Source organism: Streptomyces sp. NPDC101166 (assembly GCF_044768125.1).
In the GTDB taxonomy this organism is placed as follows: Bacteria; Actinomycetota; Actinomycetes; order Streptomycetales; family Streptomycetaceae; genus Streptomyces.
In genome coordinates this window covers 600,681-623,433 of record NZ_JBIWPF010000001.1, presented here as the reverse complement: position 1 = coordinate 623,433, position 22,753 = coordinate 600,681, and the positions used below count along the sequence as shown (strand labels likewise).

The window sequence follows — 22,753 nt, the reverse complement described above, 5'->3', positions numbered from 1 at the left end:
GCTCGGCCTTCGGGAGTCAGTTGCCGGCCAGACCCCATGCATCGAGCCCGCCGTAGATATGGGCCCTCAGGCAGTGGGGGGCGCTGAAGCCTGAGGCTTCGCCGCGGTAGATGGCGATGAGCGAGTCCTTGCCCCGCCACCAGGTGTCAGCGAGTCCCTGGACTTCGGGTACCGGCTCGAATCCGTCGAGGTTCAGGTCCTCGACAGCGCTGCCTTTGATCTTCGTGATGGTCTTGGCCCAGTAGCCCGCGTGGCTGGCCAGTGCCAGGGCTTCCACCCATCCCTCTGTGCTGGCGTGCAGCGGCGTCCAGTGGTCAGCATCGATCCCGAACTCACCTCCTGGCCCGATCATGAACCCGTGGGCCATGGAGACGCGACAGCCGCCGGCCGGGAACCGCCATCCGTTCGCGGCCGATCCCTCGGGGGCATCGGCTTCCAGAACGCGCGGGCCGCCCTCGTATTCGGGGGCCGGGGGCAGGGCTAGACCGCCCCACCGCTCTTGGAAGGCGACAGCCCGGTCGATCTCGGCATCCGGAATCCCTTGCTTGAGCCATACCTCCCGCAAGGGCTTGAGGTCGCGGTGTGGAACACGCAGCCCGTGTCCCTCGACGAAGTACCGAGCTCGCCGACTCAAGCCTTCAGGCGCCTGAGGAATCAGCGGCACTCGGGGGTCTACCGTCACGGTTGCTGCCTCTCGTATGGAGAGGTTGGTGCGGCCGGGTGCGGCGGTGCCGACGGCTGCGGAGCGCTGGACCAACGGACGGGGTCGCCGCCGGGGCCGCCGGTGAGCCAGGAACCGTCGCCCAGGGGCGCCAGCTCGTACGGGTTGCTCGCCTCGACAGTGAACTCGCCGCTGAGGGTGCCCGTGCGTACGTCGACCAGGTGGTGACGGAACCACTCCTCCTCGTCCTGACTCTCACCGCCCAGGGTGACGATGGCCGTGTCCTCGGTCAGGTAGCCGCCGCTCCATTCCACGAAGGAATCCTCCGGGTCGTACCCGAAGGCTTCGACGGGGAGGGTGAAGAGCACGTCCCCGTTGGGGTGGTCGTGGAAGGCGACGTCCGCCTGCCCGTGGTCCACGGTCATGAACTGGTGCCCGGACGGAGCCAGGTCGATCAGGCAGCGGTCCTGCCACGGGTAGGTCACGAACTCCGGCTCGCTGTCCGCCCCGCCCGTGCCCCTGAGAATGACGGAGCCGTCCTGGCCCTCACCGATGTCGATGTAGATGCTGCCGTCCACGGGATGCAGGTGGTGGAAGGCGCCGTGCCCGACCGTCTCCAGTTCCCGGCGAGCGACAACCACACCGCTGTCGGCGTCGTGCACGACCCACTGGTCCCCGCCCCCGCGTCCCGCCATCGCGTCCGGTCGGTAGACCCACACCGTCCGGCCGTCCAGAGACAGCGCACAGCCGGGCCGGTGGCCATTGCGTACGGCAGAGTGCGGTTCGAAGTCCGAGGCCCACACGAGGTCGCCGGCGCGCGTGAGGCAGACGACGCCGTTCAGCGTGGTGTACACGACCCGCTCCAAATCCTGCCGGACCGCCGACGCTACGACCTCCTCGCCATCCCTCGGCTGGAAAATCGCTGCTGACTCCAGCGTCCCGTAGACGCCGGCGCCCACGACGTAGGCGTGGATCCGCCCGTCGCGGAGACGCGTGATGACCTTCGGCGGCGGCTCAGGAATCATCCGCTGAGGCTAACGCCCAGCTCAGGAACCTCAAGAGCCGGGGCGGTGTGGGCCGAGTTGGGTAGGCACGGGCTAGCTGCAACGTTCAAGGGCCGACGCAAACACTAAGTTTCAACAACACAGCGTTACGGAAGCAAGATCCGCCAAGTACTGCACTCATCCGCCAAGTAAAAACCTCGGTCGCACTAAGCAGCCCCGAGCAGGGACAACCCGCCATGCGACCCTTCGATAGGGTTAAAGAATCGGGTCAATCGGTTCCGCACGGGTGGCTGCGGCGAGGTGCAATCAGGCTGTGCTTGGCATCGTTGGGGAACAGCGGTTGCCGCCAAGCCGATGATCATGGACTTGACGCCGGGCGTGGGGCCGGGTGTGCGGACAGTCGCTGGAGCCATTCCGTCAGAAGTTGCTGTTCGGCCTGGCTCAGGGCCTTCTGGCCGGGCAGTGCTGCGTGCAGGGCACGGGCAGCACCGCCCGGCCCTGGTTCCTCCACAGCCGGTTCCTGGGTGGTGATGGTGGTGATCATCGATTCGCGCAGGGCGACAAGGAGCGCGGTGTCTCGCTCAGGCTCGGGGATGGACAGCCATGTCAGGACGGCGCCGACGGCGGTGGCGTGGACGATCTGGGCCGCGAGTCCCTCTTCCACGCGCAGGAGCCCCGCGCCGGCGATGCGGCGAATGCGGTCCATGAGGTGTTCGAGGCCGATCCGGGACCCGGTCGTGGACCGGGCGGGTTCGCCGTACATCAGTGCGTACAGCGCGGGGTTGGTCAGTCCGAACTCGACCACGGTGTCCCAGCCGTCGCGCAGTTCCCTGACCGGGTCCTGCGGTGTGCGCTCGATCTGCTGCTTCGCTGCCAGGAACCGGGTGAAGCCGTGCTCGGCCACCGCGTCCAGCAGCCCCTTCTTGTCGCCGAACAGCCGGTAGAGAGCCGGCGGCTGCAGTCCGGCGGCGTCGGCGACTGCCCGCGTGGTGACCGCGTCGCGACCCCCGCTCTCCAGCAGGCCCGTCGCAGCGTCGATGATCCGGCGGCGCGTCTGCTCTCGCGCGGTGGCGCCGGGCTCCGCGGCGCGCTGGGTGAGGGTCGGTTCAGCAGGCATGGAAGCAACGATAGCGACCTCGAAGCTGAGGCGATATCGCTGATATCAACCTCACGCTTCCATCGTTGATATCATCGGTATCGCGAGTGTAGTTTCAATGGAAACAGTGAGGGGAGCTGTCGTGTCCGACCGTCTGCGGATCATCGGGGTGGAAGAGACCATCGTCGTACCGGCCGTCTACGAGGCGTACCAGCGGGCCGGATCGCCGCAGATTTTCTCGCGGGGCTTCGGGGACAGTCCGATCGCGAAGAACCTGCACGACGTCGGTGAGCGGCGGCTGGCGCACATGGACGATCAGGGAATCGATGTCGCCGTGTTGTCCCTGTCGTCTCCGGGTGTGCAGGACCTGCCGGGGACCGACGCCGTGGCGGTGGCGCGCGAGGCCAATGACCAGCTCGCCGAGATCGTCGCCTCCCGGCCCGACCGCTTCCAGGCGTTCGCCGCGATTCCCACCCAGTCGCCGGCCGCGGCCGCGGCCGAGCTTGAGCGCGCCGTGTGCGAGCTGGGCTTTCCCGGGGCCATGTTGTACGGGCGTACCGGGGACAAGCTGGCCGACCACCCGGACAACGACGAGCTGTACGCGGTGGCCGAGCGCCTCGCCGTGCCGCTGCACTTCCACCCGCAGACACCGGTCCAGCCCGTCGTCGACGCCTACTACTCCGATCTCCCCGAGCCCATGGGCCCAGTGCTGGCCGGCGCCGGGCTCGGCTGGTACTACGACCTCGGCGTCCAATACCTGCGCATGATCTTCTCAGGGGTCTTCGACCGGTTCCCCGAGCTGCAGGTGATCGCCGGGCACTGGGGCGAGGTCGTGATGTTCTACCTCGACCACACCGGCTTCTTCGGCGAGGCAGGCCGCCTGCACCAGCCCCTGGCGGACTACTTCAAGAACAACTTCTGGGTCGCCGGGAGCGGCACCAACAGCCCCCGTTACCTGCGCTGGACCGCCGAAGTGATGGGTACCGACCGGATGCTGTACTCCACCGACTACCCCTTCACCTACGGCTTCCGCCCCGGCGGCTTCCCCTACGTCGACACCAGCAACGGTGAAGCCCGCTCCTTCCTGGAGAACTCGCCGTTCACCGACGAGCAGAAGGCCGACATCGGCCACCGCAACTGGGAACGCCTCACCGCCCGCGCCAAGCGCTTGACGGTCTGACGGACCACCCCTCGCTCGCAGGCGGGATCCAGCACACGTTATGGTGCGCGCCCTCGGCGGGCTACGGCACCGAATCTCACGGCCGACGGCACGTATCAGGTGGTCGAGGCAATTGCTCGGGTGACGGCCGTGATCGCCGGGGTGGGGCGGCCGGGGAGCCGCGCCACGAGAACCCGTCGGATCTCGGGAGGTGCGCCTTCGACGTGCAGCAGGCTCACCCTGGGCGGCAGCACCGGCGAGAGCCGCGAGGGCACCGTTGTCACCCCGAAGCCACCGGCGACCAGCTGAAGCTTCGTCAGCCAGTCGCGCGCGCAGTGGACGATGTCCGGCCGTCCGGGCAGGCCGGGCCAGACGCCGAGGAGTGGCTCGGCGTTCGACGCCGGGGCGGCAATCCACGGGACGTCGATCAATTCGTCGACGTGCACCGCGGTGCGACCGGCGAACTCTCCGGTCGAAGGCACCGCCACGACAAGTTCGGTGTCCATGACGGTCTCGACGTGCAGGCGCGGCGACTCGCCGTCCAAAGGCCGGTGGGGCGGGCGGGACGTCAGCACGGCAAGGTCGATCGAGCCCGCGCGCAGTGCCCGGACCAGGGAGGGCGTGGTGCCTTCGGTAGTCGTGACCGTGATCTGCGGGTCGGTCGCCGCGAGGCGGGTGAGTGAGAGAGGCAGGATGGCCGCGCCCGCGCTCAGGAACAGTCCTAGCCGCACCAGTTCGGTACGCGGGACGGTGCCGGTGAGGTCGCGCTCGGCCGTCGTCAGACAGTCCAGGATCGTGCGAGCGTGGCGCAGCAGAGTCAGACCCGCGGGGGTGAGCCGCACTCCGTCAGGGCGGCGTTCGAACAGGGCGGTGCCCGCGCTTCGTTCGAGGGCGGCGGCCTGGCGTGAGACCGCCGACTGTGTGTAGCCGAGCCGGGTGGCTGCCGCGGTGAAGCTGCCGGATTCGGCGATCTGCCGCAGGACCCGTAGGCCTGTGCTGGAGATGTCCATGCGAGATACGCATACTACAGATGCTTGATCGTCGCTTCCCGCATGCCCGCCGGGTTCCTAGTGTCGATCCCGATGAACACGGACGAACTCGGAGGTCATCAGGTGCGAGCAGCAGTTCTGACGCAGTTCGGTGCCCCGCTCACGGTGCGGGAGGTTCCCGACCCCGAGGCCAGCGGCGGCGAGGTGGTGGTCGAGGTCCTCGCCGCCGGCGTGGCGCCCTACGCGGCTGAGGTCTTCAGCGGCGAGCGGAACTACCCCCTGGTCCCTCCCGTCGTGCCCGGGACCGGCGGCGTGGGACGGGTCGTCCAGGTGGGCCCCGACGCCACCCGGCTGCGCCCCGGCGACCTGGTGTGGTGCGACTCGACGGTGCGCTCGCGGGATGACGCCCTGACGCCCGACATCACGCTCCAGGGCTGGAGTTCCCGCGGCGAGGGCGGCGCGCGCCTCGCCCGGTACCTGCACGACGGGTCGTTCGCCGAGCTCATGCGGGTCCCGACGGAAAACGTCTTCCCGCTCCCCGCGGTGGCGGGGGACGACCCGGCCCGCTGGGCCGCGCTCGGTGTGCACGTCATCCCTTACGGCGGGCTGCTGGCCGGAGGGCTCGCAGCCGGTGAGACGCTGCTCGTCAGCGGGGCCACCGGCAACCTCGGCAGCAGTGCGGTCGCGGTGGCGCTTGCCATGGGGGCGGGCCGCGTGGTCGCCCCAGGCCGCAACCAGGCCGCGCTCGACCTCCTCGCCGACCGGTTCGGTCCGCTCGTGCGCCCGGTTCCGCTCACCGGGGACGAGGCCGGCGACCGCGCGGCGATGTCCGCGGCGGCCGACGGCCCGATCGACATGGTGATCGACCTGCTACCCCCGAGCGCACCCAGCTCGGCAGCGCGCACGGCAGCCATGACCGTGCGCGAATACGGCCGCGTCGTTCTCATGGGCGGCGTCGGCATGCTCGGCGGCGACGACCTCGCCCTCCCGTACCCATGGATCATGCGCAACTCGATCACCGTGCGCGGCCAGTGGATGTACCCGCGTACAGCGAACGTCGGCATCATCCGGCTCCTCGCCTCGGGCACTCTGGACCTCGCCACCGAACGGGTCCGGTCGTTCGGCCTCAACGCCATCAACGAGGCCGTCACGTACGCCGCCTCACATGGTGGCCCGTTCGACCGCACAACCCTCACCCCACCGGCTCGCTGACAAGACCGACTGATCCCCACATGTCAGCGCCACGTCACCGCCCTCACGCCGCCATGCTGCTGCTGTTTCTCGCGAACGAGCGGCGGCTCGGCGCGGGCGGGATGGGGGAGGTGTACCTCGCCTACTCGGTCGCGGGGGAACCGGTCGCCGTGAAGGTGAACCGGCCCGACCGCACGGCCCCGCACACCCGCGCCCGCTTCGAACGCGAGGCGACCATCGCGCGAACGGCGGCGGTGTTGGCAGCGGCGTTGCCGGGCCCAACTGATCGTTTCAGAATGAGTTGAGTCGCTGGCCTTGCGCTCGGCGATCTTGGCCGGATCTTGTTCCGGACGACCTGTGGGAGCGGGTGGCGCCGCTGCTGCCACCCGCTCCGGACGACTGCGCGTTCCGGACAGAGCAGCCCTCGCCGGAATCATGTACGTGTTGCGGACCGGCGTTGCCTGGCACGACGTGCCGGCCGAGACCGTAGGCTGCTCCGGAGTCACGGCCTGGCGTCGGCTGCGGGACTGGACCGAGGCCGGCGTCTGGCCACGCCTGCACTCCGCCCTGCTGACCGAACTGCGCCGCACGGACTCGCTGGACCTGGACGACTGCGCCGTCGACGGCTCGCGCGTCCGGGCTCTCAAAGGGGGACCACGTCGGTCCCTCGCCCGTCGACCGCGCCCGCCCCGGCTCCAAGCACCACCTCATCGTCGACCGCCACGGGACCCCGCTCGCCGTTACGCTCACCGGCGGCAACCGCCACGACGTCACCCAGCTGCTGCCCCTACTGGACGTCGTCCGGCCGATCCGGAGTCTGCATGGGCGCCCGCGCCGCAAGCCCCGGCGTCCGTACGCCGACCGCGGCCACGACTTCGACAAGTGCCGTCGCCTGCTGTGGAAGCGTGGCATCAAACCGCTGATCGCCCGACGCGGCGTCGCACACGGTTCCGGGCTGGGGAAGGTGCCTTGGTTGGTAGAGCGCACCTTCGCCTGGCTGCATCAGTTCACGACGAATCCGAACTTCATCCTGAAATGATCAGTAAATGCCCGAAACAGGATGTGTGTCAGGTGACAGGGCGAGCACGCCACGCATCCTGGAGCGCCGGCTGCACGTCTTCCCCGAGAACGAGGTGTGTCGTCCTGCCCGGCAGGGTGGGCAGCTCAGCCCAGTGAGTCACCGTGTCGTCGTCGGCAAGACCGTAGGGCAGACGGACATATCCGTCAGAGTCGACGAAGCAGTCCCTGTGCTCCGTTCCGTCCTCACTGAAGTGCCGAGTCGTGAAGTACATCGGCCTTACCAGCCAGAACGCCTCCTCCACCGCGTTCTCGGACTCAGCGCTGTCAGCTGGGTACCGGCCCGTGATCGCCGCTGCCACCGGTACACCGTCCCGCGGCAGTCTTTCACGTGCGTCAATCCAGGTCGACTGGGTGTTCAGATTCGCCATCCCTCTCCTCAGTCAAGCGTTCGGATGCCTGTTTTCTGCCCATACGCCCGCACATCGGCAAGACCGTTGTACCGCTCTCGGCATCCGGTAGGACTGCCCAGCGCTTGCTCAGGTTGCGTGAGCCGGGACGAACGCGGACCGAACACTCCCGCCGAAGCCGCGCTTGTAGGTCGCCCTGCCTGCTCCTTCTCGGCGTGGCAGGTGACCATGGTGGCGTCGAGGTCAAGGACACGACCGGGCAGGTCGCGTCCACCCGCGCGGGCAGGGGGTATCCCTGCCGTGGTCTCGGCGGCTTGCAGCCAGGCGACATCCGGGGCGGTGGCTCTGGCCGAGCGCAGGCGCGCGAGTGCAGCCGAATCGATGCCGGCCAGCAGGTGCCAGGCGGTCGGAGTGGAGGCGACAGGGCCGAAAACCTCGGCCTGGTCGCGCAGCAGGGCCAGGTCCGCTATCACCTCGCCGCCGTCGGCGAGCATGATCGCGAGATCTACCGCGATCCGGCCGGGTCGTGCCCGGTGCCACGCGGTCGCAGTGGACGCAGTGCGTCCGTGAAGGCGCTGGTCAGGCTGGTGACATTGGAGAGAACGGCCAGCGAGCGGGATCCGGCGTGGCTGACCACCCCGTGGCCATCGGTCGACCCGACGAGCTTGGGACGCGAATGGGTAGGGTGCACGCAGAAAGTGCCTTCCTGCTGCGATGACAGAGACCTTCGACAAGCCTCATCTTCCGAGCTCAGAAGGCAACTTGGCAGACTGTCTACCTGTACGCCTACGACTGGGCTCTCAAGCACCCGGGGGCGACGGCTGATGAGGTGATGGCAGCGGCTGAGCGTTTGCGCTTGGCTTGCTAGAGGCGTTTCTGAGGTCGTTGTAGCTGGCTCCGGTCGGCCCAATGCTGTGTGCGCAGGGGGGTCCTCCGCTGCGGGGCCGGTCGCTCCAGGAGCCTGCGGCTCGGTCGGCAGCAGTTGCGTGCGTACGACGGCGGTGAGGCGGGAGCCGGTGGCCGAGCGGTGCTCGTGCCGGTGGCGGGCGAGCGCGGCGAGGCGCTCGACGGGCGCGTCGGCCGCCGTGTCCATGCCGCTGGTGCCGCCCGGTCGGCCCGGTGGGGCGATGGGTTCCCAGGCGGAGTCGCTGACGTAGGTCCAGGCGGTGTCGGCGAGCCGGCCGAGGTCGAGCCGGAAGTCGCGGGCGAGCGGGAGGACTTGGCGCAGGCACCCAGGGTTCGTCCGGGTTCGGGTCGATGCTCACACCGGCCGTGGGCAGGACGGGTTGACCTTCACGCATGGGTCAATCCCTAGCGTCGTCGGCATGAACTCCTCCTTGAAGAGCGCACCGGCGTCCGTCCGTCCCGGCATCCCTCGTACCGGCATGGAGGCCCGGCTCGTCGCGCGGCCCGAGGGGCTCCCGACTCTCGACTGCTTCGAGATCGCCGAGGTTGCCGTCCCGGATCCGGCACCGGGCCAGGTGCTGGTCCGTAACTCGTTCATGTCACTCGACCCGGGCATGCTCATGCTGATGGAGGGCGAGTCCGGCCTGCCGATGCCTCGCTATGAGGTCGGTGCGGTGATGTACGGGGACGCCATCGGTGAGGTGATCGCCTCGGCGGATCCGTCACTGGACGAAGGAGACCTGGTGGTACATCGGCTGGGCTGGCGGGAGTACGCCGTGGCCCAGGCCGGGGTGTTCCGCCGCGTCGACCGAGACGCCTACCCAGCCCCTTCCATGCACCTGGGTTTCGGACTGGTCGCCTATGTCGGGCTTATGAACGCGGCGGAGCTGCGGCCCGGCGACACCGTCTTCGTCTCCAGCGCGGCGGGGGCGACGGGGAGCATGGCCGGTCAGATCGCCCGGCTCAAGGGAGCGGCCCGAGTGATCGGCAGCGCCGGCTCGCGGGACAAGGTCGTCCATCTGACCGAGAAACTCGGTTTCGACGCGGCGTTCGACTACCACGACGGCCCCGTCCTTGACCGGCTGCGCGAAGCCGCTCCCGACGGCATCGACGTCTATTTCGACAACGTGGGGGGCGAGCAGTTGCGGGCCGCGATCGAGGTCATGAAGGTGCATGGACGCATCGCCGTCTGCGGAGCCCTCAACCGGCAGAGCACAGCCCGTCCCGACGAGGGACCCGGCGATCTGCTGAGCGTCCTCGGCAAGCGCCTGACCATCCGCGGCTTCACCCTGTGGGACCACCTGGAGCGTGCTGCGGAATTCGGCGCGCAGTTTCGTAGCTGGCTGCGCGAAGGGTCGATCGTCTACGACGAGACGGTGATCGAGGGGCTGGCGAGCGCCCCCCAGGCGCTCCTCGATCTCGTCCGCGGCGTGTACACCGGGAAGACCGTGGTCCGGCTCGGGAGTTGACCTTGACGTATGGGTGAGGCCTTACAACTGACTCGGAGGTGGCTGAACAATGCTGATCGGTGAACTGGCCGCACAGGCGGGGACCACGACCCGGGCCCTGCGCTACTACGAGGAGCAGGGCCTGCTGGAGTCCGACCGGACGGGCGCGGGCTATCGCGTGTACAAGCCGGGCGCGGTGACCCGGGTCCGCAACGTCCGCGAGCTACTGGCCTCCGGGTTCACCGTCGAGGATGTGAAGTCCTTCGTGCGCTATCTCGACACCGATCTGCCTGAAGTGTTCGAGTACTCGCCGTCATGCGCCGACGGCTACATCGTCGGCGCGCAACGGGTGACCGAACTGGAGGAACGGATCGCAGCCCTCACCAGGCTGCGCGACACACTCGTCCACCGGATGCCCTGGCTGGCGGCGCGCGGTGATACCGCGGACCAGCGGGCCGCCTCACCCAGGCGAGTTGCGTAGCTCCTGCCGGGGCGTGCGCCCTGCCCGCCCCGGCAGACCTGTGATTCGAGGGGATCGCACACATCTTCCGCGCACATGGACGGCGGCGCGGGCGCTCGTCCCGGCGACAGGCCGTCCACGCCCGCGGCACCAGGCTGCGAACGGTGATGACCGGGTCCGCAAGGTCGAAGAAGGCGTCGAGGACCTCGATGCGGCGTTCGTAGTGGCGACCTACCCGCTGGGCGACAGTCCCCATAAGGTTTGACGATGGAGTGGATGACCCTCGCCAGCACCTTGGTCGGCGGTGCAATCGCCACGGTCTCCGCTGGATACCTTGACCGGCGGCGCTGGAGACGCGACCGAATCGATCAGCAGACCGAGGCGCGTCGAGTCCTGTACGGCACCTACCTGGCCAATCTGTCTCAGGCCAGACTTGTGTTCAGTCGCCTAGCCCGGGATGCGGACGCGTCCGACGTCGAACGCAGGAAGGCAGCTTGGGATGCCTTCGACCCATGCTCCGGCCTCCGCTACCAGATGACGATCTCCGCTCCCAAGACAGTCGTAGAGCCGGCCGAAGACGTCTATCGCACACTCCGCGAGCTCCGGAACGCTGTCGCCGATGGACTCATGCTCGAAAGCGGGGACTACGCGGAACACCGCAGCCGGTATGACACTGCACTGGGCGCGTTACGAGCGGCCATGCGTGATGATCTCGGGGCTGACGCGTAGACGTCTCCACCCCGTCCAGGCCACAGCGGGTGACCTGTCGCGACCGAGTTGGTCGACCAGCTCGTGTCGGCCTGCGCGGCCTGGATTGAGTGAGACGCGAGTAGGTCGGCGATCTCTGCCTGTGTGCGAGGTCGTTGTCCTTGACGTTGAGGTTTGACGGCTCGGGCACTCGCCCGCGTGACCAGCCGCCGCGTCGGTAAGATGCGGGCGATCACGTTCGCGGCAACGGCTCGTGTGTGATCCAGGCCGGGGGTACAGGTTCGAATCAGGGGAGCACTGTGGCTCTGGCAGCGCGGCCTTCGCCGGCCTGGGATGTCGCCGACCTGGTGGCTCAGCAGTTGCTGGTCGTGCCGAATCCCCTGGCCGCGTGGAACAGTGACGCGTTCTGGGTCTCCGTGTGGGACTCGGACCCTGGACAGGTCCTTGTCTCCCTGCATGTTCCGCGTGAGAGCGCCGATCCGTTCGTCCAGTTGAAGATCGGGTTCGCGGTGACCGAGGAAAGCCCCAGGATCCAGGCCGAACGGATCGTCGCCGCCGTCCGGCGCCCGCACCCCCTGAACGGCGCGGTGGTCTGCGCGGGCTATCGAGAGTGCGCCGAAGCCTTCGGGTATGTCTGGCCGTCGTCGCTGGAGGAATGAGTCGCCGGCCGCCGGCACCGTCGCGAATCTCGCAGAGGCGGTGCGGTGGGTCGGGTGAGGGAACAGACGCCACGGCCGGTAACGGGGGCCTGCCGCCTGACCGGCCGTTCTCCAGGCCGCGACGGCGATCTGCTCGAACGTCAGCAACGGCCTGCCCGTACGGGTACTGGCAGTACGGGCGGCCGGCAGCAGAAGGCGCTGAAGCGCTCGGCTGCGGTGGTGGGCACGGTGGGTGGGGCTACCGTAGCGGTTTTGCGGAGTGCAGGAGGGACTCGCGGTGCTGGTCATGCCCGGGCGGCGGACGTCGACGATGGAACTGCTGGCCGTCGAGGCAGCGGGCCGAGGAATGTCGGTCAGAGCGGCGGAGGAGCCCGGCCTGGCAGGCCCCGCGTACTGGTACGGCGGACCGGTCGCCGGTGCGCGGCTGGCAGGCTCGCTCGGGTTCGCGTTGCTGGAGCCGGCGGACGGCTGGCTCGCCGAGTTGCCGGAAGAGTTCACCGGCCGTCAGGTGCGGGCGGGGACCATCGCGGACGCATGGGCGATCGACCGGCCGACGTTCATCAAGCCGCCCCGCGACAAGTCCTTCCCGCCTGATGTCCACACCGACGGCTCCCGGCTGCCCTCCGCCCTGGACCCGGCGACGCCGGTGCTGCTGTCCGACGTGGTGACCTTCGCGGCCGAGTACCGGCTGTTCCTGCTGGACGGCCGAATCGCCACAGCGAGCCGGTACGCGGTGTTCGGCCGGCTCGACCCCCGCCCGCTCGGTAGGGACCGCGCGGACCGGGCCACCGCCGCGCAGCTCGCGGAGTTCACCGACCGGCTGGCCGCCGCGGCCGGGCACACGCTGCCGAGCGCCGTCGTCGTGGACGTCGGGCAACTGCTGGACCCCTACCGCCCAGGCCACCGCTGGGCCGTGGTGGAGGCCAACATGGCGTGGTTCTCGCATGCCTACGCGGCCGACCCGGCACGGGTGCTGGACGTGGTCCTGCGGGCGGCGGGCCCACGCGAGCACATACGGGCGCGAGACCTGGCGTTCGAACGGCACTGATCCGCACCGCGCGAACCGGGCATCCCCGCGGCCGGCCCGGCCCGGCGGCGTCACTTATAGGCCCTGGTCACCCTCGCCTGCCCACGACTCCGGCTGCCCTGACCTCGCGGACACGCCCCTGGACCTTGGGGGCCCCCGACCGACCCGGCCCGATGAGTCGGCTGTCGCGGCGGCTCGCGTGGGTCGGTCAGCGGGGCGGTACGGGGAAGAGCATGCAGCTGCTGGTGGCGTGGGCCAGCAGGCGGTCCTCGCAGTCGCGCAGTTCCGCCTGGGCGAGGGCGGTGCGGCGGCCGCTGTTGAGGACGGTGCCGATGGCGCGGACCTTGCCGGTGTCGACTGTGATCGGGCGCAGGAACTTCAAGGTGAGATCGATCGAGGTGTAGCCCATGCCCTGGGGCAGCACGGACTGCACCGCGCAGCCCGCGGCCGAGTCCAGGAGCGTGGCGTAGACGCCGCCGTGGACGCTGCCGATCGGGTTGTAGTGCTCCTCGCCCGGCTCCAGTGCGAAGACCGCCCGGCCGTGCTCGGCCTCCTCCAGGGTGAAACCCAGGGTGGCGGCGATGGGCGGGGCGGGCAGGCGTCCGGCGAGGATCTCGTGCAGGAACTCGAGACCGCTGTGATCACCCACGGCGCCGGCGGAGATGGCTGGGTCTTCCCAATCGAACGTACGTGACCTGCCCATTCCCACTCCCCGACGCAGCTGGCTTCTTCCGGCGAAGTTAGCCGGGCCGTCATCTGGCTGTCAATTGTGAAGTCAGCCTAGGATGGGCGCATGACGTGGCTGGAGACGAGCACTGAGAACTGCACGGTGCACCGGACACTGGACCTGGTCGGCGAGAAGTGGTCGTTGCTGCTGCTTCGGGACGCCATGAACGGCGTCCGGCGTTTCGACGACTTCCGGCGGCACGTCGGGCTGTCCGAGGCAGTCCTGGCGGACCGGCTGCGCAAGCTGGTGGCCGCCGGGATCCTGGAGACCGTCGCCTACCGCGAGCCGGGGAGCCGTACCCGCAACGAGTACCGGCTCACCCGCAAAGGCTGGGACCTGTGGCCCGCGATGATCGCCCTCAAGCAGTGGGGCGACCGGTACACGGCCGACTCCGAGGGCCCGCCCCTGGAGGTTCACCACGCGGACTGCGGTGAACCTCTGCGAGCGGTGGTCGTCTGCGAGGAGGGCCACGGTCCGCTGACCCCTCCGCAGGCCCGCACCCGCCCCGGCCCTTCGGCGCGGTTCCTCGACTGACAGACCGACGGCCGCTCTCCCCGTCCAAGCCGCCCGGGGGTTCGGCCCGCGGTGGGCGCAGTCCGGCGTCCGCAAGTGGGCGGAGACGGCATTCACACCGTCAAAGTCGGTCCTACAATGCCCACTTGCAGTCGCACGCCGTCGACGCCCCATCGCGTTCCGGTTCGTGCGGTTGGAAAACGGGGGGTCTGGTGGGGGAACGAGTGGCGCCTGCGGGCGTGTTGCGGTTCATCGTGCTGCGAGCGTGGGTGTATCGCGCTCTTCTCGGAGCAGTGTTGCTGACCGTGCTGCTGACCACGTCCGTGCTCGCCGCGCTCACCGCCTACTCGGGCGCGATAGGCGACGCGGCGCTGCGGCGGTCGCTCGTCGAGCAACGCACCGCCGCCGAGGCCGCGTTGGTGGTCAAGGCCAATGTGTCGGCCGGCGAGCGGCGGGCCGCGGACGACGCCGTGCGGGCAGGGGCCCGCACCATCTTCGCCGGACTGCCCGTGCGGGTGCTCACCCTGCTGCGGTCCGGCCCCTACGCCCTGCCGCTCGCGCTGCGGCCGGCCTCCGAGCGGAGCGAGAACCCGGACCTCACCGTCTTCGCTGCCCTGGACCGCACACAGGTGCGGACCGTCTCCGGGCGGCTCCCCGCTGAGGCGGTGGCCGGCGGGCTCATCGAGGCCGCACTGCCGCAGAGCGCCGCCCAGCGGCTCAGGGTGACGCCCGGCGCCCGGCTGACCGTCACCGACCAACTGGGCGGCCCTGCGGTGCGCGTGCTGATCACCGGCGTGTACCGGCCGGTGAACCTCCGGGCGCCCTACTGGCAGTTGGACGACCTGGGCGGCCGCGGCGTCCAGGCGTCGAGCTTCACGACGTACGGCCCCCTGCTCACCGCCGCGAGCGTGCCGACGTCGGGCCGGGTGAGCGTCGGCGCGTCCGGCTGGCTGGCATCGGCCGACTACTCCTCGCTGACGGCGGAACGGATCGGCGCGCTGCGCGAGGCCGCCCGCTCGGGGAGCGCCGAGCTGCGCAAGAGGCCCGCGCTCAGCAGCGCCACCAAAGCGGACACCGCGTTGCCCGCGGTACTGGACCGCATCGAACGCTCCCTGCTCGTCACGCGGTCCAGCATGCTGATCGTCGCCGCCCAGCTCGCACTGCTCGCCGCCTGCGCCCTGCTGCTCGTCGCACGGTTGCTCAACTCCGAGCGCACCACCGAGACCCGGCTGCTGCGTGCGCGCGGCGCCACTCGGGCACGCCTGGCGGGCCTGGCCGCCCTGGAGGCCCTGCTGATCTCCGCGCCGGCGGTGCTGGTGGCGCCGCTGCTGTCGGGTCCGTTGACGCGGCTGCTGGCCGGTCAGGGTGCGCTGGGCCGGGCCGGGGTGCGCGTCGACGTGCCGGCCGGCGGCCGGCCCGAGGTGTGGGCGGTCGCCGCGGGCGTGGCCGCGCTGTGCGCGCTGGCGGTGGCCGTCCCGGCGTGGCGGACGTCCTTCGCGGACACCGTCGCGGCGCGGGCGGGGGCGCTGCCCGCGTCGCTGCGCGCCGGGGCGGACGTCGGGCTGCTCGCCGTGGCCGGTGTCGCGCTCTGGCTGCTCGGCAGCCGGAACTCCGGCGCGGTCACCGCCGACCGCGACGGGATCCTCGGCGTCGACCCGCTGCTGGTGGTGGCGCCCGCTCTGGTGCTGCTCGCCGGGACGGTCCTCGTGCTGCGGCTGCTGCCCTTGCTGGCGCGGGCCGGCGAGCGCCTGGTGACCCGTGACCCCGGACTGACCGCGGCCATGGTCGGCTGGCAGTTCAGCCGCAGGCCGATGCGGGGGGCGGGCCCGGTGCTGCTCCTGGTCATCTCCGTGGCGCTCGGCGTGGTGGCGATCGGGCAGGACGCGTCCTGGCGCCGTTCCCAGGCCGACCAGGCCGACTTCCGGGCGGGCTCCGAGGTGCGCGTCCTGACCGCCGGGGGCGGCGGTGTGGGCCGTACGGACGTCTACGCGGGCCTGCCGCACGTGGACACGGTCGCTCCCGCGGTCCGCGGCACGGTGTCGCTCTCCGGCAGCCGCACCGCGACCGTCGTGGCCCTGAACACGAAGGAGGCCGCCCAGGTGAGCCTGGCGCGGCGCGACCTGACGGACGGTCCGCTGCTCGCCGGCCTCGCCGCGCGCGGAGCACCGGCAGGCGTCGAGATACCCGAGGGCACCACCCGGCTCACCCTGACCGCTGCCCTGCACAGCAGCGGGGCGGGCGCGGAGGCGGACGTCACGCTCACCGTGCGGGACCGCCACGGGGCGTCCTACGCGTTGCCGTCCGGCCGCCTCGCCGCCGACGGCCGCCCACATCCGCTGACGCCCGATCTGAACGGCGCCCGGGGCCCGTTGGCGCTGACCGGGCTCGAACTGAGCATGGCGCAGCCGGCCAGCCGTCCCCACCGGCACCGCCTGGTCCTCGGCGCGCTCACGGCGACAGCGGCCGACGGCGCCGTACGGCGGTTGAGCTTGCCGGCGAGGTGGACGACCGAGATCGAGGCCGACCCGGCCGCCGCCGCACCCGAAGACGCCGCCATGCCCACCCGCCCCCGCCTCGCGTCGACGGCGCCCCTCACCTTCACGTACAGCACCGGCTACTCGCTGCCCGACCTCGCGGCGCTCGCCCTGCCGACAGAGGTCCGGCTCAAGGTCGCCCAGCCCGCGGCGCCCGAGCTCGTCGCCGTCGCCACCGAGCGGTTCCTCACCGCGTCCGGCGCGCGCGAAGGACAGCGCGTGGAGGTGACGTTCGACGGCCGTTCCGTGCCCGTGCGCATCGTCCGCACCGCGAGCGCCCTGCCCACGACCGAGGCCACCGCGCAGGACGGCGGAGCCCTGCTGGTCGATCTCCGGGCCGTCAACCGCGTCCTGCAGGCCCGCTACGGCGCCGGCCTCGAGCCCACCGAGTGGTGGCTGGGCACGTCCGCGCCCGCCGCCACCGCGGCGGCCGCGCGCGCCCTGCCCGACGTCGAGCCGGAGCAGGTGGTGGTGCGCGACGAGATGGCGGCGGAGCTGCGCGACGACCCGTTCGGCGCGGCCCCCGAAGCGGCGCTGATCGCCGCGGCGGCGGTGACGGTGCTCTTCGCCGCGCTCGGCTTCGCGGTGAGCGCGGCAGGGGCGATGCGCACCCGGGACGGCGAGTTCGCCGTGCTGCGCGCCCTGGGGACATCACGCCGTCGGCTGGCCCGGCTGGTCGCCGTGGAACACGGCGTGCTGGTGGTCCTGGCGCTGCTGGTCGGCGCGGCCCTCGGCACGGTGCTGGCACACGCGCTGGTCCCCCTCGTCGTCCTGACGGGGCAGGCCACCCGGCCGCTCCCACCGGTGCTGGTCGAACTCCCGCTCCCGCGTCTGACCGCGCTGCTCGCGGCCCTCGCGGCGGGCCCCGCCCTCGTGACGGCGGCCCTCGCCTTTCGACGGGCGAAACCCGCGACGGCTCTCAGGGACGAGGTGACGCAGTGACCGCACAGCCAGTGCCTTCTCGAGGCAGGGAGAAGAAGGCGGCGTCGCAGCACGTACGGGCCGGACTGCGGACCAGGTTGAGAGCCTTCGCCGGTACGTCCGTGGCCCTCGCGCTCCTGGTGGCCGTGACCGCGGCGCTGGCAGCCGCGTACCCGCGTGCCGTCGACCGGTACGGGGACGCGGGGCTGCGCCGGGCGGTCGAGCAGGCCCTGCCCGACCGGACGACCGTGCAGGTGCAGGTCCCGCTCGGCTGGATGGACACGCTCGAGGAGACGGAGGCCGCCCTGCGCGTCGGTCCGCTGACCGCGGCGCGGGCCCAGGTCCTCGCCGCCGCGCAGAAGCCGCTGGTGCCCGACCTCGCGCAGTCGGCGTACGGCGTGCGCACCACCGTCGCCCTCACGACGTCCGACCCCTGGCTTCCCCGACCCTCCGGGCTGCCCGCCGAACTGGTGCTCGCCGCCCAGCAGGACCTGGCCTCCCACGTCCGCATCGGCGCGGGCCGGCTGCCGCGCACCACGGGCGCACCGGTGACCGCGCTGACCAACCGGCTCGAGGCCGCCGTCACCGAGGACACCGCCCGCCGACTCGGCATACGGGTGGGCTCGGTGATCCACATGGCGGGCACGGAACGCGGCCCGCTCACCGTCCGGGTCACCGGGATCGTCGTCCCGCAGGCCCCCGAGGACGCCTACTGGTCGGCACAGCCGGTGCTGCGCACCCCCGCGCTGAGCCGCCGGCCCGGCTTCCTGCCGACGGACGTCTACTGGCTCGGCGGCCTGCTCCTCGCCCCCGACGCCGGCCCGGCCCTCCTGGGAACCCCGGGCCGCCCGCACCGGTACTGGAACGTGGCCCCCGACGTCACCGCCCTGCGCGGCCACGACGTCGACCGCCTGGCCTCCGCCGTGGCCGCTCTGGAGTCGGGGCCGGGAGTGCAGCGGCTGCGCGGCGTCCTGGACGAGAGCCTGGAAGCCCAGACGAATCTCGACGAGGTCCTCGCGGACCATGCCCGGCTGCGCTCGGGCATCGACCCGCTGCTGCTCCTCGCCGCCGTCGGGACCGGCATCCTCGCGGTGATCGTCCTGGTCATGGCCGGCGGTGTGGCGGCCGATCGCCGACGGGCGGAACTGGCCCTGCTGCGGGCCCGCGGCGCCTCACTGCCCGGCCTGGCCGTTCGGCTGCTGGCGGAGACGGCGGTGGTGGCCGTGCCGGCCGGCGCCCTCGGACTGACGGCCGCGGTGCTCCTCCTGCCCGGCGCCCGCACCGCCCCCGCCCTCGCTGCCGCCGTCGCCGTCACCCTGCTCGCCTGCGGCGCGCTCCCCCTGCGCGCCGTGGTCGCCCACCGCACGGTACGGCTGCAGGACGAGCGGGAGGACCTCGCCGCCGCCCGGCCGCCGCGGCGCCGGACGGTGGCGGAACTGACCGCCGTGGTCATCGCGGCGGCGGCCATCGCCGTACTGCGCCGACAGGGATCCGGGAGCACCGCCCTGGTGGCCGCCGCGCCGCTGCTGACGGGCGTGGTCGCGGCTCTGCTGCTGGCACGCCTCCACCCCCTGCCGCTGCGTGCGCTGAGCAGGGCGACCGGTCGCATGCGAGGCCTGGTGGTTCCGCTGGCACTCGCCCAGGCGGCCCGCGCCCCCGGCTTCGCCGTGCTGCCCCTGCTCGCTCTGCTCAGCGCCTTGACCACGGCCGCGTTCGGCGGCTCGGTCCTGGCCGGGGTCACGGAGGCCCGCGACCAGGCCGCACTCCGCTACGTCGGCGCCGACGGCCGCATCGAGAGCGTCACCGGTGGACTCCCCGGAGCCCTCCCCGGCCGCGTACGCGGGCTGCCCGGCGTAAGGGACATGACGGAAGCCGGCGTCATCGACGACGCGACGCCACAGCAGAGCAGCCGGTCGGTACCGCTGGCCGGTGTCGACCCCGACGCCTACGCGCGGCTGGCGCGCCGCATGGGACTGGGGCCGTTCGACGCGGCGAGCCTGCGGCAGCGGGACGCCGGCACGACGGGCGGCGCCGACCGGCCCCTGCCCGCGCTGGCCTCGCCTCGCGTGGCCGACCAGTACGGCACCGGCCCCTACTCCGTCCAGCTCCCGGACGGCGCCTCCGTCACCGTCCGGATCGTCGCGGTCCGGGACCGCACGCCCGCCGTGTTCGGCGACGACTTCCTGGTCGTGGACCGCGCCGGCCTTCCCCGCGACGCGGCGCGTACGACGACCCTGCTGCTCACCGGTGACGCCCTGGACGGCCGGGCGCTGCGCTCGGCGGCGCAGGGCACGACGGCAGGTGTCTTCCTGCGCACCGAGGAACGCATGCGGCACGTCGACTCACCGCTGCAGTCCGGCGCGGAACGCCTTTACGGCGTCGCGGTCGCCGCGGGCGCGGGATACGCGCTCCTCGCGCTCGTGCTGACCGTGCTGCGCACCGCGCCCGAACGAGGCGCCCTGCTCGCCCGGCTGCGCACGATGGGCATGACCCGGTCCCAGGGCCGCCGGCTGCTGATCCTCACGTCCCTTCCACAGGCGTTCCTGGCCGCGACCGGCGGCATGCTGACCGGCTGGGCCGGCATTCAGCTGCTGTCGCCCGGAGTCGACCTCGCGACCATCGCCCTGGCGTCCCCGTCCGCGCTCGAAGGGGCCGTGCTGCGCACCGATCCGCTCTCGCTGGCGGTTCCGGCGCTCGCCGTGCTGCTGCTGGCCGTCGGCGCGCCCGCCGGCCAGGCCTGGTGGTCCGGCCGTCGTGGCTCGGTGCGCGAACTGAGGCTGGGTGACGAGTAGACAGTGAGCGCGACCTTGAGACCGAGCCCCCGAGGGCACCGGTCCGTGCCCCTCCGACCGCCCAGGAGCAGCCGATGACCAGCAGCCCGACCTTCCACGAGCTCGCCGACCGCGCTCTCGCCGCGCGGGACGCCGCCGCGTACGGTCATGACGCCCTGATCACCTGCGACCGGCTGGTGCGGATCTTCACCGCCGACGGCGTGGAGGTCCAGGCACTGCAAGGCCTCGATCTCCTCGTCCGCAAGGGAGAACTCATGGCCCTGGTCGGCGCGTCCGGCAGCGGCAAGTCCACCCTCATGAACATCATGGCCGGACTGGACAAGCCCACGGCCGGCGCGGCCCGCGTCGCCGACCACGACCTGGTCACCATGTCCTCCAAGGAACGGCTCGCCTACCGTCGCAAGACCGTCGGCTTCGTCCGGCAGCAGACCTCCCGCAATCTGCTGCCCTATCTCACCGCCGCGCAGAACGTCGCCCTGCCCCTGCAGTTGGCTCGCGCCGGCGGCCGGCGTCGCGCCCGGGCCGACCGCGCCATGGAACTCCTCGGCCTGCTGGAGGTCGCAGAATGCCGTGACCGCCGGCCGCACCAGATGTCCGGCGGCCAGCAGCAGCGTGTCGCCCTCGCCGTCGCCCTCGCCAACGATCCCGCGGTCCTGCTCGCCGACGAGCCCACCGGCGAACTCGACTCCCACACCGCCGAACAGGTCTTCGCCGCGTTCCGCACCGTCAACGAGGAGTTGGGGACCACCGTCGTCATCGTCACCCATGACCAGTCCGTCGCCGGAGAGGTCCGCCGTACGGTCGCCATCCGGGACGGCCGCACGGCGACGGAAGTCCTGCGTCACAGCGAAGTCGACTCCGCCACCGGCCAGGAGAACGTGGTCGCCCGCGAATACGCCATGCTCGACCGGGCGGGCCGCCTCCAGCTCCCCGCCGAGTACACCCGCGCCCTGGGGATGCGCGACCGTGTCGCCCTGGAGCTGGAACCCGACCACATCGCCGTCCGCCCGGACGAACCGCGCGAGAGCGCGTCGGGGGAGTGATCCCTACGACCGGCCTCAGGACTCGGTGATCTCGCCGTCCTTCAGCTCCAGCACACGATCGGCGAGGTCGAGGAGTGTCGTGTCGTGGGTGGCCACGAGAGCCGTGATCTGTTCGCTGTGGACGACCGCGCGGAGCAGTTCCATCACGGAGTGGCCGGATTCCGCATCCAACTGGCCGGTCGGCTCATCGGCGATGAGGATCGAGGGACTGTTGGCCAGCGCGCGGGCGATGGCGACGCGCTGGCGCTGCCCGCCCGACAACTCGCCCGGGCGCTGCGCCGCGTGGTCCGCGAGCCCCACGAGGGAGAGCAGCAGTTCGACGCGCTCCCGCCGCTCGCGCGGGTCCGCCCTGCGCAACCGCAGTGGCACGCCCACGTTCTCGGCCGCCGTGAGGATGGGGAGGAGCCCGAACGACTGGAAGACGAAGCCGATGCGCTCCCGGCGTAGCGCGAGAAGGGCGTCCTCACCCTGGTCCCGAAGGTGCAGCCCGTCGATGGTGACGCGTCCGCTGTCCGGCTCGTCCAGACCGCCGACGATGTTGAGCAAAGTGGTCTTGCCCGAGCCCGAGCGGCCCTTGAGGGCGACGAGTTCACCCCGAGGGACCTCGAAGGACACGCCACGCAGGGCATGAACGGCGCCTGCGCCCCGCCCGTACGACTTGTGCACATCCGCCACCCGCAGCATGGCTGCGGTCACCGCCTGGCTCATCACGCCCCCGTAAGCTCCGCTGATCCAGCAGCGCGCAAGTATCGCACCCGCCGCAACGGCCGGTAAAGCAGAAGGCGTTGCGGTGAAGGCGCCGAACGGCACGGTCGGCCCGGCGTCGCGCGGGCACGACCTGCCCGCGGAGCCGACCGTCAGTCCTGCCGGCGGAAGTCCAGCATGCAGAACACCTTGTCGTAACGGCGTTCGCCGACGGCGACGAAGTCGGGCAGGCGGCCGTATTCGGCGAAGCCCAGGGACCGGTAGAGGTGCAGGGCGCCGGCGTTGTCGCCGCGGGCGTCGAGGGTGAGGACCTCGATGCCCGCCGCGCGGGCGTCGGCGACCAGGGCGGCGGTCAGCGCCCGGCCGACGCCACGGCCCTGGGCGGCGGGGGCCACCGCGATCTTCTCCAGATCGGCGTGCGGCCGATGAGTCGGCCGGGCGTGGCGAAGCCAGTAGCCCAGCCCGACGAGCCGACGGTCGAGGTAGGCGGCACGCAGGGCCGCATCCCCGGCCCGCGCCGCCGAGAGGACGTGGCCGAGGAGTTCCGCCACCTCGTCCCGCGAGGGCGGTTCGACCCAGCCCAGCGCGGCGCCTCCCTGGACCAGATCCGCCAGGATCCGGTGGGCCGACTGCGCGAACCGGGCCTGCAGTTCCGGATCCCCTGCCGGCTCCATGGCGTCGACAAGGGCGGGTTCAGTCGTCGCACCGCTGGTCATGCCCGGCAGCATAGCCAGTTCAGGGCCCTGCTCACAGAGCTGACCGAACTCACAGAGCTGACCGAAA

At 71.4% G+C, this 22,753-nt stretch carries 21 protein-coding genes and 2 pseudogenes; 13 read left to right on the top strand and 10 right to left on the bottom strand.

All coding sequences use genetic code 11. The features are described from left to right. Nucleotides 1-16: 16 nt before the first annotated feature. The 3 genes from ACIRS4_RS02690 to ACIRS4_RS02680 form a co-directional block, all read right to left on the bottom strand. Nucleotides 17-682, bottom strand: a complete 666-nt coding sequence (locus tag ACIRS4_RS02690; protein WP_404188897.1) for a hypothetical protein — start codon at nucleotides 680-682, stop codon at nucleotides 17-19. Next, on the bottom strand, nucleotides 679-1,686 hold the full coding sequence (locus ACIRS4_RS02685; protein ID WP_404188894.1) for a hypothetical protein: 1,008 nt from the start codon (nucleotides 1,684-1,686) through the stop codon (nucleotides 679-681). The genes ACIRS4_RS02690 and ACIRS4_RS02685 overlap by 4 nt, the downstream gene beginning before the upstream one ends. A gap of 337 nt (nucleotides 1,687-2,023) precedes the next feature. Further along, a complete protein-coding gene (locus ACIRS4_RS02680) occupies nucleotides 2,024-2,782 on the bottom strand; it encodes a TetR/AcrR family transcriptional regulator (RefSeq protein WP_404188892.1) in 759 nt (252 codons plus the stop codon). Between the two features lie 121 nt (nucleotides 2,783-2,903). Here ACIRS4_RS02680 and ACIRS4_RS02675 point away from each other — a divergent pair, with 121 nt between their 5' ends. Then, nucleotides 2,904-3,941, top strand: coding sequence for an amidohydrolase family protein (locus ACIRS4_RS02675; protein ID WP_404188890.1), 1,038 nt, complete (start codon nucleotides 2,904-2,906; stop codon nucleotides 3,939-3,941). Nucleotides 3,942-4,036: 95 nt separating this feature from the next. On the opposite strand, the gene ACIRS4_RS02670 is transcribed toward ACIRS4_RS02675, so the two are convergent. After that, a complete protein-coding gene (locus ACIRS4_RS02670) occupies nucleotides 4,037-4,930 on the bottom strand; it encodes a LysR family transcriptional regulator (RefSeq protein WP_404188888.1) in 894 nt (297 codons plus the stop codon). A gap of 102 nt (nucleotides 4,931-5,032) precedes the next feature. On the opposite strand from ACIRS4_RS02670, the gene ACIRS4_RS02665 reads away from it, so the two are divergent. From ACIRS4_RS02665 to ACIRS4_RS02655, 3 genes and pseudogenes are all read left to right on the top strand, one after another. Continuing rightward, on the top strand, nucleotides 5,033-6,121 hold the full coding sequence (locus tag ACIRS4_RS02665; RefSeq protein WP_404188885.1) for an alcohol dehydrogenase catalytic domain-containing protein: 1,089 nt from the start codon (nucleotides 5,033-5,035) through the stop codon (nucleotides 6,119-6,121). A gap of 53 nt (nucleotides 6,122-6,174) precedes the next feature. Further along, nucleotides 6,175-6,405, top strand: coding sequence for a hypothetical protein (locus tag ACIRS4_RS02660; RefSeq protein ID WP_404188882.1), 231 nt, complete (start codon nucleotides 6,175-6,177; stop codon nucleotides 6,403-6,405). Then, nucleotides 6,402-7,109, top strand: a pseudogene (locus tag ACIRS4_RS02655) (IS5 family transposase); the annotation flags it as partial. The gene ACIRS4_RS02660 and the pseudogene ACIRS4_RS02655, both read left to right, overlap by 4 nt. A gap of 58 nt (nucleotides 7,110-7,167) precedes the next feature. Here the strand turns inward: ACIRS4_RS02655 and ACIRS4_RS02650 are convergent. Together ACIRS4_RS02650 and ACIRS4_RS02645 are read right to left on the bottom strand one after the other, a co-directional pair. After that, nucleotides 7,168-7,548 carry an AQJ64_40280 family protein gene (locus ACIRS4_RS02650; RefSeq protein WP_404188879.1) on the bottom strand — a complete coding sequence of 127 codons (381 nt, stop codon included), beginning with the start codon at nucleotides 7,546-7,548 and terminating at the stop codon, nucleotides 7,168-7,170. Between the two features lie 8 nt (nucleotides 7,549-7,556). After that, nucleotides 7,557-8,021, bottom strand: a complete 465-nt coding sequence (locus ACIRS4_RS02645; protein ID WP_404188877.1) for a hypothetical protein — start codon at nucleotides 8,019-8,021, stop codon at nucleotides 7,557-7,559. Between the two features lie 831 nt (nucleotides 8,022-8,852). Here ACIRS4_RS02645 and ACIRS4_RS02640 point away from each other — a divergent pair. After that, on the top strand, nucleotides 8,853-9,902 hold the full coding sequence (locus tag ACIRS4_RS02640) for an NADP-dependent oxidoreductase (RefSeq protein WP_404188874.1): 1,050 nt from the start codon (nucleotides 8,853-8,855) through the stop codon (nucleotides 9,900-9,902). A 49-nt stretch (nucleotides 9,903-9,951) separates the two neighbouring features. Then, a complete protein-coding gene (locus ACIRS4_RS02635; RefSeq protein ID WP_404188872.1) occupies nucleotides 9,952-10,362 on the top strand; it encodes a MerR family transcriptional regulator in 411 nt (136 codons plus the stop codon). Nucleotides 10,363-10,438: 76 nt separating this feature from the next. Here the strand turns inward: ACIRS4_RS02635 and ACIRS4_RS02630 are convergent. Next, nucleotides 10,439-10,579: pseudogene (locus ACIRS4_RS02630) on the bottom strand (IS5/IS1182 family transposase); the annotation flags it as partial. A 29-nt stretch (nucleotides 10,580-10,608) separates the two neighbouring features. Here ACIRS4_RS02630 and ACIRS4_RS02625 point away from each other — a divergent pair. From ACIRS4_RS02625 to ACIRS4_RS02615, 3 genes are all read left to right on the top strand, one after another. After that, entirely contained in the window at nucleotides 10,609-11,070 is a 462-nt protein-coding gene (locus tag ACIRS4_RS02625) for a hypothetical protein (protein WP_404188869.1), read from the top strand. A gap of 278 nt (nucleotides 11,071-11,348) precedes the next feature. Beyond that, nucleotides 11,349-11,708 (top strand): hypothetical protein, encoded by a 360-nt coding sequence (locus ACIRS4_RS02620; RefSeq protein ID WP_404188866.1) that lies wholly within the window; start codon nucleotides 11,349-11,351, stop codon nucleotides 11,706-11,708. 310 nt (nucleotides 11,709-12,018) lie between these two features. Then, nucleotides 12,019-12,756 (top strand): ATP-grasp domain-containing protein, encoded by a 738-nt coding sequence (locus tag ACIRS4_RS02615; RefSeq protein WP_404189773.1) that lies wholly within the window; start codon nucleotides 12,019-12,021, stop codon nucleotides 12,754-12,756. Between the two features lie 187 nt (nucleotides 12,757-12,943). Here the strand turns inward: ACIRS4_RS02615 and ACIRS4_RS02610 are convergent, their stop codons facing one another. Further along, nucleotides 12,944-13,438, bottom strand: a complete 495-nt coding sequence (locus ACIRS4_RS02610) for a PaaI family thioesterase (protein WP_404188863.1) — start codon at nucleotides 13,436-13,438, stop codon at nucleotides 12,944-12,946. 90 nt (nucleotides 13,439-13,528) lie between these two features. Between ACIRS4_RS02610 and ACIRS4_RS02605 the strand changes: the two genes are divergently transcribed. The 4 genes from ACIRS4_RS02605 to ACIRS4_RS02590 all read left to right on the top strand — a co-directional run bounded on the left by ACIRS4_RS02605 (nucleotide 13,529) and on the right by ACIRS4_RS02590 (nucleotide 21,265). Next, nucleotides 13,529-13,996: a winged helix-turn-helix transcriptional regulator gene (locus ACIRS4_RS02605; RefSeq protein WP_404188860.1), complete on the top strand. Its 468-nt coding sequence runs from the start codon at nucleotides 13,529-13,531 to the stop codon at nucleotides 13,994-13,996. A 272-nt stretch (nucleotides 13,997-14,268) separates the two neighbouring features. Then, a complete protein-coding gene (locus ACIRS4_RS02600; protein ID WP_404188857.1) occupies nucleotides 14,269-17,451 on the top strand; it encodes an FtsX-like permease family protein in 3,183 nt (1,060 codons plus the stop codon). Further along, on the top strand, nucleotides 17,448-20,222 hold the full coding sequence (locus tag ACIRS4_RS02595) for an ABC transporter permease (protein WP_404188853.1): 2,775 nt from the start codon (nucleotides 17,448-17,450) through the stop codon (nucleotides 20,220-20,222). The genes ACIRS4_RS02600 and ACIRS4_RS02595 overlap by 4 nt, the downstream gene beginning before the upstream one ends. 74 nt (nucleotides 20,223-20,296) lie before the next feature. Further along, nucleotides 20,297-21,265 (top strand): ATP-binding cassette domain-containing protein, encoded by a 969-nt coding sequence (locus ACIRS4_RS02590; protein ID WP_404188850.1) that lies wholly within the window; start codon nucleotides 20,297-20,299, stop codon nucleotides 21,263-21,265. 15 nt (nucleotides 21,266-21,280) lie between these two features. Here ACIRS4_RS02590 and ACIRS4_RS02585 read toward each other — a convergent pair whose 3' ends face one another. Beyond that, nucleotides 21,281-21,973: an ABC transporter ATP-binding protein gene (locus tag ACIRS4_RS02585; RefSeq protein WP_404188847.1), complete on the bottom strand. Its 693-nt coding sequence runs from the start codon at nucleotides 21,971-21,973 to the stop codon at nucleotides 21,281-21,283. Nucleotides 21,974-22,122: 149 nt separating this feature from the next. Continuing rightward, nucleotides 22,123-22,686 carry a GNAT family N-acetyltransferase gene (locus tag ACIRS4_RS02580; RefSeq protein ID WP_404188844.1) on the bottom strand — a complete coding sequence of 188 codons (564 nt, stop codon included), beginning with the start codon at nucleotides 22,684-22,686 and terminating at the stop codon, nucleotides 22,123-22,125. Nucleotides 22,687-22,753 lie beyond the last annotated feature (67 nt).

Excerpts from the sequence above, each read along its gene's own strand:
- ACIRS4_RS02685 (WP_404188894.1), bottom strand. The coding sequence starts at position 1,686 with ATGATTCCTGAGCCGCCGCCGAAGGTCATCACGCGTCTCCGCGACGGG.
- ACIRS4_RS02680 (WP_404188892.1), bottom strand. The coding sequence starts at position 2,782 with ATGCCTGCTGAACCGACCCTCACCCAGCGCGCCGCGGAGCCCGGCGCC.
- ACIRS4_RS02670 (WP_404188888.1), bottom strand. The coding sequence starts at position 4,930 with ATGGACATCTCCAGCACAGGCCTACGGGTCCTGCGGCAGATCGCCGAA.
- ACIRS4_RS02660 (WP_404188882.1), top strand. The coding sequence starts at position 6,175 with ATGCTGCTGCTGTTTCTCGCGAACGAGCGGCGGCTCGGCGCGGGCGGG.
- ACIRS4_RS02650 (WP_404188879.1), bottom strand. The coding sequence starts at position 7,548 with ATGGCGAATCTGAACACCCAGTCGACCTGGATTGACGCACGTGAAAGA.
- ACIRS4_RS02645 (WP_404188877.1), bottom strand. The coding sequence starts at position 8,021 with ATGCTCGCCGACGGCGGCGAGGTGATAGCGGACCTGGCCCTGCTGCGC.
- ACIRS4_RS02640 (WP_404188874.1), top strand. The coding sequence starts at position 8,853 with ATGAACTCCTCCTTGAAGAGCGCACCGGCGTCCGTCCGTCCCGGCATC.
- ACIRS4_RS02635 (WP_404188872.1), top strand. The coding sequence starts at position 9,952 with ATGCTGATCGGTGAACTGGCCGCACAGGCGGGGACCACGACCCGGGCC.
- ACIRS4_RS02625 (WP_404188869.1), top strand. The coding sequence starts at position 10,609 with ATGGAGTGGATGACCCTCGCCAGCACCTTGGTCGGCGGTGCAATCGCC.
- ACIRS4_RS02615 (WP_404189773.1), top strand. The coding sequence starts at position 12,019 with ATGGAACTGCTGGCCGTCGAGGCAGCGGGCCGAGGAATGTCGGTCAGA.
- ACIRS4_RS02610 (WP_404188863.1), bottom strand. The coding sequence starts at position 13,438 with ATGGGCAGGTCACGTACGTTCGATTGGGAAGACCCAGCCATCTCCGCC.
- ACIRS4_RS02605 (WP_404188860.1), top strand. The coding sequence starts at position 13,529 with ATGACGTGGCTGGAGACGAGCACTGAGAACTGCACGGTGCACCGGACA.
- ACIRS4_RS02590 (WP_404188850.1), top strand. The coding sequence starts at position 20,297 with ATGACCAGCAGCCCGACCTTCCACGAGCTCGCCGACCGCGCTCTCGCC.
- ACIRS4_RS02585 (WP_404188847.1), bottom strand. The coding sequence starts at position 21,973 with ATGAGCCAGGCGGTGACCGCAGCCATGCTGCGGGTGGCGGATGTGCAC.
- ACIRS4_RS02580 (WP_404188844.1), bottom strand. The coding sequence starts at position 22,686 with ATGACCAGCGGTGCGACGACTGAACCCGCCCTTGTCGACGCCATGGAG.